The 15,680-nt window shown below is 64.7% G+C and carries 13 protein-coding genes; 5 read left to right on the forward strand and 8 right to left on the reverse strand.

Annotated elements, in window-relative coordinates; genetic code table 11:
- Positions 1–449 precede the first annotated feature (449 nt).
- The 3 genes from gltB to AWC12_RS30655 all read left to right on the forward strand — a co-directional run bounded on the left by gltB (position 450) and on the right by AWC12_RS30655 (position 6,930).
- Positions 450–5,051, forward strand: coding sequence for a glutamate synthase large subunit (gene gltB / locus AWC12_RS19225; RefSeq protein WP_085176353.1), 4,602 nt, complete (start codon positions 450–452; stop codon positions 5,049–5,051).
- Positions 5,044–6,510 (forward strand): glutamate synthase subunit beta, encoded by a 1,467-nt coding sequence (locus AWC12_RS19230; protein WP_085176355.1) that lies wholly within the window; start codon positions 5,044–5,046, stop codon positions 6,508–6,510. The genes gltB and AWC12_RS19230 overlap by 8 nt, the downstream gene beginning before the upstream one ends.
- A gap of 279 nt (positions 6,511–6,789) precedes the next feature.
- On the forward strand, positions 6,790–6,930 hold the full coding sequence (locus AWC12_RS30655; RefSeq protein WP_110808691.1) for a hypothetical protein: 141 nt from the start codon (positions 6,790–6,792) through the stop codon (positions 6,928–6,930).
- 79 nt (positions 6,931–7,009) lie between these two features.
- Here the strand turns inward: AWC12_RS30655 and AWC12_RS19235 are convergent, their stop codons facing one another.
- A complete protein-coding gene (locus AWC12_RS19235) occupies positions 7,010–7,870 on the reverse strand; it encodes an LLM class F420-dependent oxidoreductase (protein ID WP_024444142.1) in 861 nt (286 codons plus the stop codon).
- A 71-nt stretch (positions 7,871–7,941) separates the two neighbouring features.
- Here AWC12_RS19235 and AWC12_RS19240 point away from each other — a divergent pair, with 71 nt between their 5' ends.
- Positions 7,942–8,511: a TIGR03086 family metal-binding protein gene (locus AWC12_RS19240; RefSeq protein WP_085176357.1), complete on the forward strand. Its 570-nt coding sequence runs from the start codon at positions 7,942–7,944 to the stop codon at positions 8,509–8,511.
- Here AWC12_RS19240 and AWC12_RS19245 read toward each other — a convergent pair.
- The 4 genes from AWC12_RS19245 to AWC12_RS19260 are packed head-to-tail and all read right to left on the reverse strand — an operon-like array spanning position 8,504 to position 11,844.
- Entirely contained in the window at positions 8,504–9,934 is a 1,431-nt protein-coding gene (locus tag AWC12_RS19245; protein WP_085176359.1) for a 9-bladed beta-propeller domain-containing protein, read from the reverse strand. The two genes, AWC12_RS19240 and AWC12_RS19245, sit on opposite strands and share 8 nt — an antisense overlap.
- Entirely contained in the window at positions 9,931–10,410 is a 480-nt protein-coding gene (locus AWC12_RS31670; protein ID WP_234814096.1) for a DUF2694 domain-containing protein, read from the reverse strand. The genes AWC12_RS19245 and AWC12_RS31670 overlap by 4 nt, the downstream gene beginning before the upstream one ends.
- A complete protein-coding gene (locus AWC12_RS32055) occupies positions 10,398–10,724 on the reverse strand; it encodes an ESX-1 secretion-associated protein (protein ID WP_085176361.1) in 327 nt (108 codons plus the stop codon). Before AWC12_RS32055 ends, AWC12_RS31670 begins: the two co-directional genes overlap by 13 nt.
- Positions 10,711–11,844 (reverse strand): EspA/EspE family type VII secretion system effector, encoded by a 1,134-nt coding sequence (locus AWC12_RS19260; RefSeq protein ID WP_133057358.1) that lies wholly within the window; start codon positions 11,842–11,844, stop codon positions 10,711–10,713. The genes AWC12_RS32055 and AWC12_RS19260 overlap by 14 nt, the downstream gene beginning before the upstream one ends.
- An 89-nt stretch (positions 11,845–11,933) precedes the next feature.
- On the opposite strand from AWC12_RS19260, the gene AWC12_RS19265 reads away from it, so the two are divergent.
- Positions 11,934–12,941, forward strand: a complete 1,008-nt coding sequence (locus AWC12_RS19265) for a PHP domain-containing protein (RefSeq protein WP_085176365.1) — start codon at positions 11,934–11,936, stop codon at positions 12,939–12,941.
- Here AWC12_RS19265 and AWC12_RS19270 read toward each other — a convergent pair.
- The 3 genes from AWC12_RS19270 to AWC12_RS19280 are packed head-to-tail and all read right to left on the reverse strand — an operon-like array spanning position 12,938 to position 15,670.
- The gene (locus AWC12_RS19270; RefSeq protein WP_085176367.1) at positions 12,938–13,753 is read right to left on the reverse strand and encodes a TIGR03620 family F420-dependent LLM class oxidoreductase; all 816 of its coding nucleotides are present in this window, start codon (positions 13,751–13,753) and stop codon (positions 12,938–12,940) included. The two genes, AWC12_RS19265 and AWC12_RS19270, sit on opposite strands and share 4 nt — an antisense overlap.
- A gap of 42 nt (positions 13,754–13,795) precedes the next feature.
- Positions 13,796–15,004, reverse strand: coding sequence for a DNA polymerase IV (gene dinB, locus AWC12_RS19275; RefSeq protein ID WP_085176369.1), 1,209 nt, complete (start codon positions 15,002–15,004; stop codon positions 13,796–13,798).
- Positions 15,005–15,028: 24 nt separating this feature from the next.
- Positions 15,029–15,670 (reverse strand): TetR/AcrR family transcriptional regulator, encoded by a 642-nt coding sequence (locus AWC12_RS19280; RefSeq protein WP_024444133.1) that lies wholly within the window; start codon positions 15,668–15,670, stop codon positions 15,029–15,031.
- Positions 15,671–15,680 lie beyond the last annotated feature (10 nt).

The following is a 15,680-nucleotide window of genomic DNA, read 5'->3' on the forward strand; positions in this document are numbered from 1 at the left end:
GTTCAAGATCAGGGTCGCAGGAGCGTTCTCTAAGAATCCGGAAAGTCTTTGCGCAAATCGTAGCGACGTCGTCAATGCAGCCCAGGGGCCAGGTGCCGGAGCAGTAGCAAACTTTTTCTGCGAGTCGCCGGAAGGTGTGACGCATGCCTCATCTGCGGCTCGGATACCGGGTGTAGCTGGAAAGGGGTCAGCGGCAACGTTATTCACCCGTTATGCGGCGCATGGGCGTTTGCAGTTGCCGGTTGATCAGCGAACTAACTTAGGTCGGGCTAAGTTGGCATGTCAGGGGCCTTTTGTCATATCGTTTTGTCCACTTGTGGCGCGTGGAAAAAGGGCCGTCGTTCAGTGCTGCACGGAGGGCCCTCCACCGCCAGACCGGCTAACACTCTCGGCAACGATTGCCATCCGAAAATTCGCGTCGAGATGTGTGCTCTCAGAGGTAGGTGGGAATGGCGCCCAGTCGTCAGGGCCTTTACAACCCCGCGTTCGAGCACGACTCGTGCGGTGTCGCGATGGTCGCCGATATCCACGGCCGTCGAAGCCGGGACATCGTCGACAAGGCGATCACGGCGCTGCTGAACCTCGAGCACCGCGGCGCCCAGGGTGCGGAGCCCAACACCGGCGACGGTGCGGGCATCCTGCTGCAGGTTCCCGACGAGTTCTTCCGGGCCGTTGTCGACTTCGACCTGCCCGAGCCTGGCAGTTACGCCACGGGCATCGCATTCCTGCCGCAGTCGTCCAAGGACGCCGCCATCGCGTGCGAGTCGGTCGGCAAGATCGCCGAGGCCGAGGGTCTGCAGGTGCTCGGCTGGCGCGACGTTCCGACCGACGATTCGTCGCTCGGCGCCCTGGCACGCGACGCGATGCCGACGTTCCGTCAGGTGTTCCTCGCCGGCGCGTCCGACATGGAACTCGAGCGACGCGCCTACGTCGTCCGCAAACGCGCCGAGCACGAACTCGGCACCAAAGGCCCCGGTCAGGACGGCCCGGGCCGCGAGACGGTGTACTTCCCCAGCCTGTCCGGGCAGACGTTCGTCTACAAGGGCATGCTCACAACCCCGCAGTTGCGGGCCTTCTATCTCGACCTGCAGGACGACCGGCTCACCAGCGCACTGGGGATCGTCCACTCGCGCTTCTCGACCAACACCTTCCCGTCCTGGCCACTGGCGCACCCGTTCCGGCGCGTCGCGCACAACGGTGAGATCAACACCGTCAACGGCAACGAGAACTGGATGCGGGCCCGCGAGGCGCTCATCAAGACCGATGTGTTCGGTGCAGGAAAAGACCTCGACAAGATCGTGCCCGTCTGTACCCCCGGAGCCTCGGATACGGCGCGCTTCGACGAGGTGCTCGAGCTCCTGCATCTGGGTGGGCGCAGCCTGCCGCACGCCGTGCTCATGATGATCCCGGAGGCCTGGGAACGTCTCGAGTCGATGGACCCCGCGCGCCGGGCGTTCTACCAGTACCACTCATCGCTGATGGAGCCGTGGGACGGCCCGGCGTCGGTGTGCTTCACCGACGGCACGGTGATCGGCGCGGTCCTGGACCGCAACGGCCTGCGTCCCTCGCGGATCTGGGTCACCAGCGACGGCCTCGTCGTGATGGCGTCGGAGGCCGGGGTCCTCGACCTCGACCCCAGCACCGTCGTCCAGAAGCTGCGCCTGCAGCCCGGCCGCATGTTCCTCGTCGACACCGCGCAGGGCCGGATCGTCTCCGACGAGGAGATCAAGGCCCAACTCGCCGCCGAGCATCCCTACCAGGAGTGGCTCGACAAGGGCCTCTTCCAGCTCGACGAGCTGCCCCCGGGCGACTACAAGCGGATGCCGCATCACCGCGTGGTGCTGCGCCAGCAGATCTTCGGCTACACCTACGAGGAACTCAACCTGCTGGTCGCCCCGATGGCGCGTACCGGCGCCGAGGCGCTGGGCTCCATGGGCACCGACACCCCGATCGCCGTCCTGTCGGCGCGCCCGCGGATGCTCTACGACTACTTCCAGCAGCTGTTCGCACAGGTCACCAACCCGCCGCTGGACGCGATCCGGGAAGAGGTCGTCACCAGCCTCGCCGGCACCGTCGGGCCCGAGGGCGACCTGCTCAACCCGAACGCCGACTCGTGTCGCCAGATCGTGCTGTCCAACCCGATCCTGCGCAACGCCGAACTGTCCAAGCTGATGTGCGTCGACCCCGACCACGAGATCCGGGGTCACAAGCACGGTCTGCGCGCCGCCGTCATCCGCTGCCTGTACCCCGTCAACCGGGGAGGCCAGGGTCTCAAGGAGGCGCTGGACAACGTCCGCGCCAAAGTGTCGTCCGCGATCCGCGACGGCGCCCGCATCATCGTGCTCTCCGACCGGGAGTCCGACGAGTCGATGGCACCGATCCCGTCGCTGCTGTCTGTCTCGGCGGTGCACCACCACCTCGTTCGGGACCGCACGCGCACGCAGGTCGGCCTCGTCGTCGAGGCGGGCGATGCCCGCGAGGTGCACCACATGGCGGCCCTCGTCGGTTTCGGCGCGGCCGCGATCAACCCGTACATGGCGTTCGAGTCCATCGAGGACATGGTCGACCGCGGCGTCATCACCGGGATCAGTAGCGACCAGGCCAAGGCCAACTATGTGAAGGCCGCCGGCAAGGGTGTGCTCAAGGTGATGTCCAAGATGGGCATCTCCACGCTGGCCTCCTACACCGGTGCGCAGCTGTTCCAGGCCATCGGCATCAGCCAGAAGGTGCTCGACGAGTACTTCACCGGGCTCACCTGCCCGGTCGGGGGCATCGACCTCGACGACATCGCCGATGACGTCTCCACCCGGCACGCGCTGGCCTACCTGGACCGGCCCGACGAGTGGGCGCACCGCGAGCTGGAGGTCGGGGGTGAATACCAGTGGCGCCGCGAGGGCGAATACCACCTGTTCAACCCCGACACCGTGTTCAAGCTGCAGCACTCCACCCGCACCGGGCAGTACAACATCTTCAAGGAGTACACCCAGCTGGTCGACGACCAGAGCGAGCGCATGGCGTCGCTGCGCGGCCTGCTGAAGTTCCGCGACGGCGAGCGCCCGCCGGTTCCGCTGGAGGAAGTCGAACCCGCCAGCGAGATCGTGAAGCGTTTCTCGACGGGCGCGATGAGCTACGGCTCGATCTCGGCCGAGGCCCACGAGACGCTCGCGATCGCGATGAACCGACTCGGCGGACGGTCGAATTCGGGGGAGGGCGGTGAATCTGTCGCGCGATTCGACCGCGACGAGAACGGCGACTGGCGCCGCAGTGCCATCAAGCAGGTGGCATCCGGCCGCTTCGGTGTGACGTCGCACTACCTCACCAACTGCACCGACATCCAGATCAAGATGGCTCAGGGCGCCAAACCCGGTGAGGGAGGCCAGCTTCCGGGTCACAAGGTGTACCCGTGGGTGGCCGAAGTGCGTCACTCGACCCCCGGCGTCGGCCTGATCTCGCCGCCGCCGCACCACGACATCTATTCGATCGAGGATCTCGCGCAGCTGATCCACGACCTGAAGAACGCCAACCCACAGGCTCGCGTGCACGTGAAGCTGGTGTCAGAGAACGGTGTCGGCACAGTGGCCGCCGGTGTCTCGAAGGCGCACGCCGATGTGGTACTGATCTCCGGGCACGACGGCGGTACCGGGGCCACCCCGCTGACGTCGATGAAGCACGCAGGCGCACCGTGGGAGCTGGGCCTGGCCGAGACCCAGCAGACGTTGCTGCTCAACGGCCTTCGCGACCGCATCGTCGTGCAGGTGGACGGCCAGCTCAAGACCGGTCGCGACGTCGTGATCGCCGCGCTGCTGGGCGCCGAGGAGTTCGGCTTCGCCACCGCGCCGCTGGTGGTCGCCGGCTGCATCATGATGCGCGTCTGCCACCTCGACACCTGTCCCGTGGGCGTGGCCACGCAGAACCCGCTGCTACGCCAGCGCTTCAACGGCAAGCCTGAGTTCGTGGAGAACTTCTTCCTCTTCGTCGCCGAGGAGGTTCGGGAATTGATGGCGCAGTTGGGTTTCCGCACCGTCAACGAAATGGTCGGACAGGTTTCCGCGCTGGACACCACCCGGGCAGCCGAGCATTGGAAGGCCCACAAGCTGGACCTGACGCCGGTGCTGCACGAGCCCGAGTCGGCGTTCATGAATCAGGACCTGTACTGCAGTTCGCGCCAGGACCACGGTCTGGACAAGGCCCTCGACCAGCAGCTGATCACCCAATGCCGCGAGGCGATCGATCACAGCACCCCGGTGCGCTTCAAGACGTCGATCGCGAATGTCAACCGCACCGTCGGCACCATGCTCGGCCACGAGGTCACCAAAGCCTATGGTGGTCAAGGACTCCCGGACGGGACGATCGACATCACGTTCGACGGCTCGGCGGGCAACAGCTTCGGTGCGTTCGTCCCCAAGGGCATCACGCTGAGGGTCTACGGTGACGCCAACGACTACGTGGGTAAGGGCCTGTCCGGCGGACGAATCGTGGTGCGACCGCCGGACGACGCGCCTGAAGACTACGCCGCCGAGGACAACATCATCGCGGGCAACGTGGTGCTGTTCGGCGCCACCAGCGGACAGATGTTCCTGCGAGGCCAGGTCGGAGAGCGGTTCGCCGTTCGTAACTCGGGCGCGCACGCGGTGGTGGAAGGCGTGGGCGACCACGGCTGCGAATACATGACCGGCGGACGGGTCGTCATCCTCGGCCCGACCGGACGGAACTTCGCCGCGGGCATGTCCGGTGGCATCGGGTACGTCTACGACCCGAACAACGCCCTCGCCGACAACCTCAACCCGGAAATGGTCGAGCTCGAGAACCTCGACGGAGTCGAGTCCGAAGACGCCGTGTTCGTCCACGACATGATCCAGGCGCACGTTGACGCCACCGATTCGCCGGTGGGGCAACACATCCTGGCTGACTGGAGCACCGAGATGTCCAACTTCAAGAAGGTCATGCCGCGCGACTACAAGCGTGTGCTGCAGGCGATCGCCGAAGCGCAAGAGCGCGGTGCCGACGAGGACGGCGTTGCCGAGGCGATCATGGCGGCCGCAAATGGCTGACCCCCGCGGATTTCTCAAGAACACGCATCGTGAGACGCCCCAGCGTCGTCCGGTCGACCTTCGCTTGAAAGACTGGCGGGAGGTCTACGAAGACTTCCCCCACGACACCCTCAAGGCGCAGGCCAGCCGCTGTATGGACTGCGGTATCCCGTTCTGCCACAACGGTTGTCCACTGGGCAATCTGATCCCCGAGTGGAACGACCTGGTGCGCACCGACCGCTGGCGTGAGGCCATCGAGCGGCTGCACGCGACCAACAACTTCCCGGAGTTCACCGGCAGGCTGTGCCCGGCCCCGTGCGAAGGCTCGTGCGTACTCGGTATCAACCAGGATCCGGTGACCATCAAGCAGGTCGAGGTCGAGATCATCGACAACGCCTTCGCCGAGGGCTGGGTCGTCCCGCTGCCCCCGACGAAACTGACCGGCAAGTCCGTCGCCGTCGTCGGTTCCGGACCCGCCGGACTGGCTGCGGCGCAACAACTCACGCGTGCCGGCCACAAGGTGACGGTGTTCGAGCGCGACGACCGCATCGGCGGTCTGCTGCGCTACGGCATCCCGGAGTTCAAGATGGAGAAGCGCCACATCGACCGGCGCCTCGACCAGATGCGCGCTGAGGGCACCGAGTTCCGCACCGATGTCAACGTCGGTGTGGACATCACGGCCGCGCAGCTGCGCTCGGAGTTCGACGCCGTGGTGCTGGCCGGCGGGGCGACTGCGCGCCGCGATCTCCCCATCCCGGGCCGGGAGCTCGACGGCATCCACCAGGCGATGGAGTTTCTCCCGTGGGCCAACCGGGTGCAGCTTGGCGACCCCGTAATCGACGAGAACGGCCAACCGCCGATTACCGCCAGGGACAAAAAGGTCATCATCATCGGCGGCGGCGACACCGGTGCCGACTGCCTGGGCACGTCGCACCGCCAGGGCGCGGTCAGCGTGCACCAGTTCGAGATCATGCCGCGGCCGCCGGAGACGCGTGCCGACTCCACTCCGTGGCCGACCTACCCGCTGATGTTCCGCGTCTCCTCGGCGCATGAGGAGGGCGGCGAGCGCGTCTACTCGGTCAACACCGAGCAGTTCGTCGGTGAGAACGGTCGCGTCACAGGGCTGAAGGCCCACGAGGTCGTGATGAAGGCGGGCAAGTTCGAGAAGGTCGACGGTTCGGACTTCGAGATGGAAGCCGACCTGGTGCTCCTCGCGATGGGCTTCACCGGGCCGGAGCGCGAGGGGCTGTTGACCGATCTCGGGGTGGAGTTCAACGAACGCGGCAACGTCGGGCGTGACTCCGCGTTCGCGACGTCGGTGCCCGGTGTGTACGTGGCCGGCGACATGGGCCGCGGTCAGTCGCTGATCGTGTGGGCGATTGCCGAGGGTCGTGCAGCGGCGGCGGCGGTGGACAAATATCTGATGGGCCATTCGGCATTGCCGGCACCCATCAAGCCCACCGCGGTGCCGCAGCGGTAGCTCGCGACGAGTGCTCGTCGCGGGCATTGTGACCAAAAATTCACCCGCGGTGGCGCGTTGTGCTGATCCCACAATGGCGGTTGGACATGGAGTGATCTTGATATCACGAGAAGATCTCGTCGAGTCACATTGGTCACTCCAGTCACAATAAAAACATCCGATCTTTAATCGGCGTGCCTCCGCGAGTTTGCCGGGAGGCCGGTATCTAATGACTTGGTGAGGAAGCTGGGGTAACGTAGCTCCCCGGTTCAGCTATTGCACACCGCAGGAGTAATCGCCATGTATCTCAACCCGATTACCCGGTCACGGGTGGGTCGAATCGCCTGGACGTTGTTCCGTCACCCGGTCAAGAGCCGTGAGTTTCCCGCGAAGGCAGAGCGGCTGATCACCGCCGACGAACTCCTTCGCTACGGCGTCTAGCGAACTCCGACGCGGTCGAGGGCGCCGTTCCGCCGGCGTGTGATCGTATGTTTGCTTGATCGTTATCGTTTCGTGATCGTTAGTGGACTTTGCTGGCGAGCAGTCCTGAGGCCCTGATCTTGTCGGCCAACGGTTCCAGCACCGCGGGGTCGTACGGCGGCGGCAGATAGATGATCGCCAAGTCGAGGCCTTCGGCGCCCAGCCCGGCGGCCTCCGCAATGACCTTGTCGTAGTCCCGGTCCTCTCCCAGCCGGACATGGGCGGAGAGCATGATCTCCTTCGGATCGCGGCCGATGTCTGCGCAATGCGCGGCCAGGACGTCACGCTTGCGGGCGAACTCTTCGGGGGTGCCACCCACGAAGTTCCAATGATCGGCGTACTGCGCGGTGATGCGCAGCGTTCGCTTCTCACCGCTGCCGCCGATGCAGATCGGAGGGTGCGGCTGCTGGGGCCCCTTGGGCTCGTTGCGGGCGTCCTTGAGCTGATAGAACTCGCCGTCGAACGTCGTGGTCTCCTCGCTGAGCAGGCCCTTGAGAACCTGGCACGCCTCCTCGAACCGATCGAACCGCTCCTTGATGCTGCCCAACTCGATGCCGTAGGCGCCGGACTCCTCCTCGTTCCAGCCGGCGCCGATACCCAACTCGAGCCGACCGTTGGAGACAATGTCCAGTGCTGAGGCCATGTTGGCGAGCACTGCGGGATGGCGATAGTGGATACCCGTGACGAGCACGCCGACCCGCAGGCGCGTGGTGGCCTGAGCAAGCGCGGTCAGGGTGATCCAGCCTTCGAGGCAGGGGCCCTTCGAATCAGAGAAAATCGGATAGAAGTGGTCGAAGGTCCAGCCCGATTCGAAGACGTCGATCTGGTCGGCCGTCTTCCAGATGGCGAGCATGTCGGACCACGTGGTGTTCTGCGGGGAAGTTTTGAAGGCGAATCGCACGTATACCGAGGCTAGTCCCGATTCCTGAAAGCGCGCGATGAGTTCGGCGCGGCGCACTGGTCTACACGGGCATGATCGATATGACGGCGGCGTGCGAAGGCACGGCCGAACTGCTGGGACAGGTGCGCGACGATCAGTTGGCTGCGGCCACTCCGTGTGACGCGATGAACCTGGGCGCGGTGATCGCGCACATCGGCGGTCTGTCGCTGGCGTTCGACGCGGCGGCCCGCAAGGATTTCGGCGAACTCACCGACACGCCGCCGGAGATGGGCGACCGACCGGAGGCCGACTGGCGGACGTCCTACCCCCTGTATCTCGCGCGCCTCGCGCAGGCATGGCGAGATCCGGCAGCATGGGAGGGCATGTCGCGGGCCGGCGGGGTGGATTTTCCCGCCGACGTCGGAGGAATGATCGCGCTCACCGAGGTCGTCATACACGGCTGGGACGTCGCGGCGTCGGCGGGTTTGAACTACGACGTGCCGGACGAGACCCTGGCTGCCGTGCGAGATCATGTGGCCTCGTTCTCCGGTGGAGAGCCGATCGACGGATTGTTCGGCGCCGCTGTGCCGATGCCCGACGATGCGCCGCTGATGGACCGCGTCGTCGCACTCACGGGCCGAGATCCGGCCTGGACTAGCTAGGCGCCACGAGCGACATCAATTCCGTTCCGTCATCGGACAATTGGACGAGGGTGGTGTTGATGCGCCAGACGTAACGTGACGATCCAGGCAGAGAGCTGATGGTCCACAGTCGTTCGCAGGTGTTCAAATCTGTTGCTTCGGTGTCGAGTCCGATTGTTGGGTTTCCGTCGGATGTGACCACGATGCTTGTTTTTTCGTGCCCTATGTAGCCACCTGCCATGTCGAGGTTGGCGCATCGCTTGCCCCTCGCCCCGGTGTGGATGTCGTACTGGTCCCAACTGCGGGTCGAAAACTCATTGGCGTCGACGATGAGTCGAGATCCCACCATTCGAACAGGTGGTTCGGCGGTCTTTACGACGAGTTCACCATCTGGAGTGAAGAGCCACCATCCCTGATCGTTGAAAACAGGAGCCTCGAAGACGGCGGGCTCGATAGGGAGCCCGAACGGACCAAGGTCGACATCCGTCATCCTTTTTCCGTTGTCGTCGAACAACATCACGGGCCCAAAGGGCTGATCACGGGGTCGAACTTCAGCGGCAAAACCGCCCGGAAACAACTGAATGTTCATTATCTCGGATCCATCAGGAGTCTCAGGCTCGATCACACGACCGTCGGTGACTGAGAAGAGGGTTTTACCCAGGGCGTTGATTCCCGGCACTGTTTGAAACGCCAACGGCGGTTGATCGATGTCGAGCCCGTTCACGTATACCGGCGAGGTGTTACCCGCGCCCGGAACAAACCACGTAGGTTCAGCGCGCGAACCGATCCCGTAGACGCCCTCGTCAACTGATTCCGCGACGGCGTAGATGCCGACCTGCTGAACGTTGAGATCGTTGGGCCTCATAGCCAGTTCGGTGGGGCCGAGGTAGGTGACCACCCCAGAGCGCGAATCGATGACCCAGGCCGTGCGGTTGTCGATATCGGTGGTGATGCAGAGCAAAGCGTCGGGTCCGTTGAGATAGCAATATGGTTTGCCACCCCTCTTCAGCTGGACGGGAGGAAACAGTCGCTGCCCCGTATCGACGTTCAAGCCAACAAGCGACCAGACAACTCCAAGATCTTCGCCATTGGATACGAGAAAGAACGCGCGATCACCGATGTTGCCGATCAGTGGCTGGGAATGTATTGGCATTGGGTCGGTGGCGATTCGGGTACCGGGTGCCAATCCCAGATCCTCGTTCGAGGCTACCCAGCCTGGTACGGGCTTGACGCGCATGGACGACTGCAGCGCAGTCTGCTTCGGCGGGTCCCAATGATCGGCACGAGGGTATTCGGGAGGGCGACGGTCATCGGAGAACTGAGCGGATTGTATGCACGATGAAACCCCGAAGAAGACGAGAAGGATGACGACGCATAGCACTCCGAAAGTCAGTATCCACAGTGCCACGCGCCGCTGAATTCGTTTGTGGTGTTCGTACGTCATGCGGAATCGCTGTAGTAACGGTTCGCGAAAACTTCGGCACGCACCTCAGTCACGGACTGGGGAGAGGGAAGCCCTAAATCGCGTTCAAGGAAGCTGAGGGTAGCGGCCGGGTCGCGACCAAGCCGACCCATCAGCGCAGCGATGATCGCATGCTGGCCAGCCAATGCCTGGAGTCGAGATATGGATGCCAGCAAGAGAATCTCATCAGCGAGGGCAGATTCGGTCAACGATGTAACGGTCGGGGACAAACTGACACGAAGAACCTGACCGCCCATCAGTGCCGTCACCGAGACGGTGCCGCCGGGGTTCGTGGCGGTGAACAGCAGCGTCTCGATTGTTCCGTCGTCGCTGTTCGCCGGCCGAAGCCCCAAGTCATCAAAGACGTCGATGGGATCCGGGTCCATGTCGTACGAAGAGACGTCAAGTGCGTCGAGATCGCTGGCGACACTGTCCGGGGTCTCGCCTATGTCCGACATTCGGCGCTGAGCTTCTGATGGTTCATGTAATCGGCGTTCTGGTAATTGGCGGAAGTGTTCCGTAGCTTTTCTGCCAAGTCTGCAGCCACACGGTGCAATGCTTGGCCTGCAGACGACCTACTCGACTCGGCAACCGCCAACGCGGAACTCGTTGCGTAACAAATCAATCCGTGCGTGCTCTCGACTCTTGCGGCGACGCCCTGAACGGATCGATTTGCGCCCAGAACCTTATCGGCGGCGGCTTCGTGGTGCCCAGCCAGTCGCTCGATGTGCTCGGTCACAACTTTGAGGTTGAGGTCTTCAATTCTGGTCACGAGTACTCGCTGTCTGTGATCGTTGTTTGTCCGTGGCTATCGGCGCTCGTTCGTTGGCCCGCGACCCGGCGCCTGCCGCTGCGGGGGCTGGCGATGCTGGGTGAGGAATGGATTTGGGGACCGGTGGTGGTGACGTCACAGATCCCCGGGGAGCAGGCTTGGACGGGTTTGGCGTGGGTTGCGGTGGGACGGTGTGGAGCGCCCCGGGCGCCTGGCTGGGTACGTCGTAGGGGGTCGCTGGCGGACCGTACTCGGGATCGAAATCGGGCACCGTGTACTCGCCTGGATCGGAGATTCTGGTGGGTCGTTCAGCCAGGTCAGTCTCTTGTGAAACGATGCCGTCGCCGCACCCGGGGTCTCCACCGGAACTGTCCCCCGCGGCGTAGTCGTAACGCCCGTTCAAGGCCCGGATGCGGACGGCATTTTCCATCACATCGTGGGCAAGTACTGCCATGGTGCTCAAAGTGGTGGCCATCGCAGCGGCCGCGGCCGTCGCATCGGCGGTTGTCTTGGCGGGGATAAGAGGGGGAACAAAGTTCATCCACGCGGTGGCCAAACCGAAGTCGTACAGCGCTTGCGACGTGTCGTCCAGCGTGTTTCGTGCCTTCGCGACCTGCCCAGCCTCGGTCGCAAGGATGGACGCAATATCCGCGTCAGCTACCGACGTGGCCGAGATCCGTTTGCGGTGTTCGTCGTTGGTTGTCTCATAGGCGCGGGCAGCTGCGCCGTTCCAGCGGTCATCGCTTCGATTGGCGTCGATTGTCTCGTTCAACGCCCCCTCGAGTCGTGTCGCTGATTCCCGATAGAGACTGCCGTCCTCCGGTTGACCGTCCCCGGTGAGCTGCTTCTGACCGTCGATGGCCAACTGCGCCGCTGCGAGGATCTTGGAGTCCGCGATCTTGGCGATGTTGCCGAGGTATCGCTTCGGAACTTCACCGAGGGTGACGCCGAGACCCTCCATACCGCCCAGCATGTCGGCCACGTTGCCGATGACGTTCCGACCGTCGGTGATGATGCCGTGGACGTCACCTTCGGCGACATTCCCGATAAGGCTCGGCACGTCCGTCAGCAGTCCAGCGAGACCGCCGCCGACGTCGGTGACGTCTTCCCACACACTCACGACAGAACCCTCCCGTGGGCGACCCTATCAACGCCGCGGAGGGGGTCCCTGCACCAAATGTTGGCGTGGAATCGGGGCACACTGGTGGGATGGACCCGGTCATCGCGCTGCGTCAGATCGCCTACTACAAGGACCGCGCGCGCGAAGATCCCCGCCGCGTGATGGCCTACCGGAACGCCGCCGACGTCGTCGAAGCTCTGACCGACGCCCAGCGCGAGAAGCACGGCGCTGCCAACAGTTGGCAGATGTTGCCCAAGGTCGGACCCAAGACAGCGAAGGTCATCGCGCAGGCGTGGGCCGGCCGCGAGCCTGACGCGCTCGTCGAGCTGCGCGAGTCTGCGCAGGACCTCGGTGGCGGAGATATCCGCGCCGCGCTGCGCGGCGATCTGCACGTGCACTCCAACTGGTCCGACGGATCCGCGCCGATCGACGAGATGATGATGGCCGCCCGCGACCTCGGGCACGAGTACTGCGCGCTGACGGACCACTCGCCGCGTCTACGGGTTGCCAACGGTCTCTCCCCGGAACGACTGCGCAAACAACTCGACGTCATCGACGAGATTCGCGAAAAGGTTGCTCCCATGCGAATTCTGACCGGTATCGAGGTCGACATCCTCGAAGACGGCTCTCTCGACCAGGACGACGATCTGCTCGAACGTCTGGACATCGTCGTTGCCAGTGTCCACTCCAAACTGGCCATGGACGCGCCTGCAATGACCCGCCGCATGCTCACCGCGGTTGCCAACCCGCACACAGATGTCCTCGGCCACTGCACCGGCCGGCTCGTGACCGGCGGCAGGGGAGTGCGCCCAGAATCAAAGTTCGACGCCGAGAGGGTGTTCGGGCTCTGCCGCGATGCCGGCACCGCGGTCGAGATGAACTCGCGTCCCGAGCGCCGCGACCCGCCCACCCGTCTGCTCGAACTCGCCATGGAGATCGGCTGCGTGTTCTCCATCGACACCGACGCCCACGCCCCGGGACAGCTGGAATTCCTCGGCTATGGCGCCCAGCGGGCCCTCGACGCGGGACTCGAACCCGAACGCATCGTCAACACCTGGTCCGCCGACACGTTGCTCGACTGGACGCGAACGGGTTAGCCGAATTCCGCCGCGAGCAGTCGCGCTGCGTTCGCGCCTGTCGGCTGGCTGCCCTCGCCGAGAACCGTCAGGTGCACATGGTCGGCGCCCGCTTCGTGGAGGCGCCGGGCCCGTTCGACGACCTCCGCTGGGCAGCCCCAGGCAACTAGCGAATCGACGAGGTGGTTGCTCTGCGAATCGATATCGTGCTCCGTAAAGCCTTGTCGAATCAATGATTTGCGGTAACCGGTCAGCGTCGTCAGAAACTTCAGGGGCCGTCGTGCAGCGGTTCTCGCCCCGTCCGGTTGCTCGTCGAGCACGACGTACAGGCCCACCGACAGCAGCCGATCCGGACCGAGCGCCTGCCGCGCGGACGCCGTCTGCGCTTCGGTGAACAACATCGGCATCGCCCCGGCGAACCGTGCACGCGCCAGCGTCATAGCACGAGGGCCCAACGCCGCCAACAACCTTCGCTCCTGCGGCACACCGCTGAGATCTTCGAGGTAGCCATTGAGATGGGTAAGCGCCCCGGAGCGGTGTGAGGATCCCAGGCCGACGACCAACCGCCCCGCCGCTACCTTCTCGGCCTGCGTGAAGACCTGCGCAACGTCCGTGGCGGTGAACCTGTCGGGCGCGATGATCGACGACCCGACCGTGGCGGTATTGGTGGCACCGAGAAGCTCCGTCAGCCGGTCCAGACTGTCGAGCTGCCCGCCATTGATCCACAGGGTGCCGAACCCCAACCCCTCCACGGTCAACGCGGTGGCGAGATGATTTTCGTCGTCCCGGACGTCGATCGAGAAACCGTAGCGGCCCAGTGTAATTCGAGACATGAGCCCACGGTAGAACCTCAACTGACGTTGAGGTCAACCGCATCAATCGGGAAGCATCGGCATCTCCAATCCCGGATCGCGTCCAACCAGCACGCCCCGCGTCAGGGCGGCGTTGCCGTAACGTCCCCGCACCTTGTCGATCGCGACGTCGATCGTCAGGGAGTCTTTGGCATCCGGGCCGACGAAGGGCAGCTCCAATTGCTGAGCGCCCTCGCGGTCGATGTTGCATACCGCGAAGCCGATCAGCGTCACGCCACGCGCGGCGATCAAAGGCTGAGCCGCGGCGACCAACCGCCGCGCTGCATCGAGTATCACGTCGGTCGATGCCGTGGCCCTAGGCATCGTGTGAGACCGGGTCACGCGGCAGAAGTCATCGAACCTCAACCGCAGCACCACAGTTCGGCCGGTCCGGTCAGCCGTGCGCATCCGTCGGGTGATGCGGTCGATCAGATTGACGACGACCGCATCGATCTCGTCGGCGGTCATCGCATTGCCCGAGCGGCCCAAGGCGCGCTGGGCGCCGACCGAACGCCGCCGGTGGCCCGTCACCACCCGACGCCGATCCACGTTGTGCGACAACGCAAAAAGCTGCCGACCCATCGCCCCGCCCACCAGCGAACCGAGCGTCGCCTCGCTCAGCTCTGCGACGTCGGCGACCGTCTCGATGCCGTGCACACGCAGCTTGTCGGCGGTCTTGGCGCCGACGCCCCACAGTCGGCGCACGGGCAGGGGATGCAGGAACGCCACCTCGCGGTCGGGAGGCACCAGCAGGAGCCCGTCAGGCTTGGCCTCCTGGCTGGCGACCTTGGCAAGGAACTTCGTCCGTGCAATCCCCACTGTGATCGGCAGCCCCACCTCCTCGCGCACCCGGTCGCGGAGTCGCGCGGCGATCTGGATCGGTGTCCCCGAGACCCGCCTCAGACCCGACACGTCCAAGAAGGCCTCGTCGACGGACAGCGGCTCGACTATCGGCGTCGTATCGCGAAACACCTCGAACACCGCATCGCTGGCCTCCGAGTACGCGGTCATGCGGGGTGGGACCACGATCGCCTGGGGGCAAAGGGCGCGGGCCTGGCGACCGCCCATCGCCGTGCGCACGCCGTATGCCTTGGCCTCGTAGCTCGCGGCCAGCACGACACCGCCGCCAACCAGAACCGGCTTGCCCCGAAGGGACGGATCATCGCGCTGCTCGACCGAGGCGTAGAACGAGTCGAGATCAGCGTGGAGGATTGTCGCGCCGGACACGAACATATGTTCGCATCGGTCACCGACAGATCAGGCGGCCTCGCCGTAGATGCTGGTGACCCAGACATGCACCAGGTTGTCCAGAACCCGGTCGTCGGGAAGGGCGGGCTCATGCCCGATGAAAGAGGAGACCATGACCGCCTCGTTCATCAGGTTCAGCGTCGTGGCGAGCTCGCGGGCGGGAATCGTCGCAGGTGCCGCTCCGCGAGCGCGTTCGGCCTCGATGACATCGGTGATGTGGTCGATCCACCGCTGCATCGACGTGGCCCACAGATCGCGCGATTCGGTATTGGTGGCCTTGGCCGCCGTTGCGGCCGCACAGACGGCGCGGTGGGCGCCGAACGTCTCGACGAACACATTGATCCCGCGCCGCCAGATCTTGCGCCGATCCTCGGGCGGATGGGCGATCAGGTCCAGCAGCGCGGCGTCCGCGTCGGCGATGACCCTGCCGAGCAGGCTGTGCAGGACGGCATCCTTGGAGGAGAAGTAGAAGTAGAACGTGGGGCGGGAAATTCCAGCGCCTTTGGCGAGGTCGTCGACGGAGATCTCGGCCAGCGGCCGTTCCTCGAGCAGCCGCTCGGCCGTCTCAAGGATGGCCAGCTCACGGTCGTCCCCGGACGGTCGGGCCGACCGACGTCCACCTGTCGGGCGGGCTGGGCTCACGGATGTCACGCTGCTGACT

It is taken from the genome of Mycolicibacterium iranicum (assembly GCF_002101705.1).
Classification (GTDB): Bacteria; Actinomycetota; Actinomycetes; order Mycobacteriales; family Mycobacteriaceae; genus Mycobacterium; species Mycobacterium iranicum.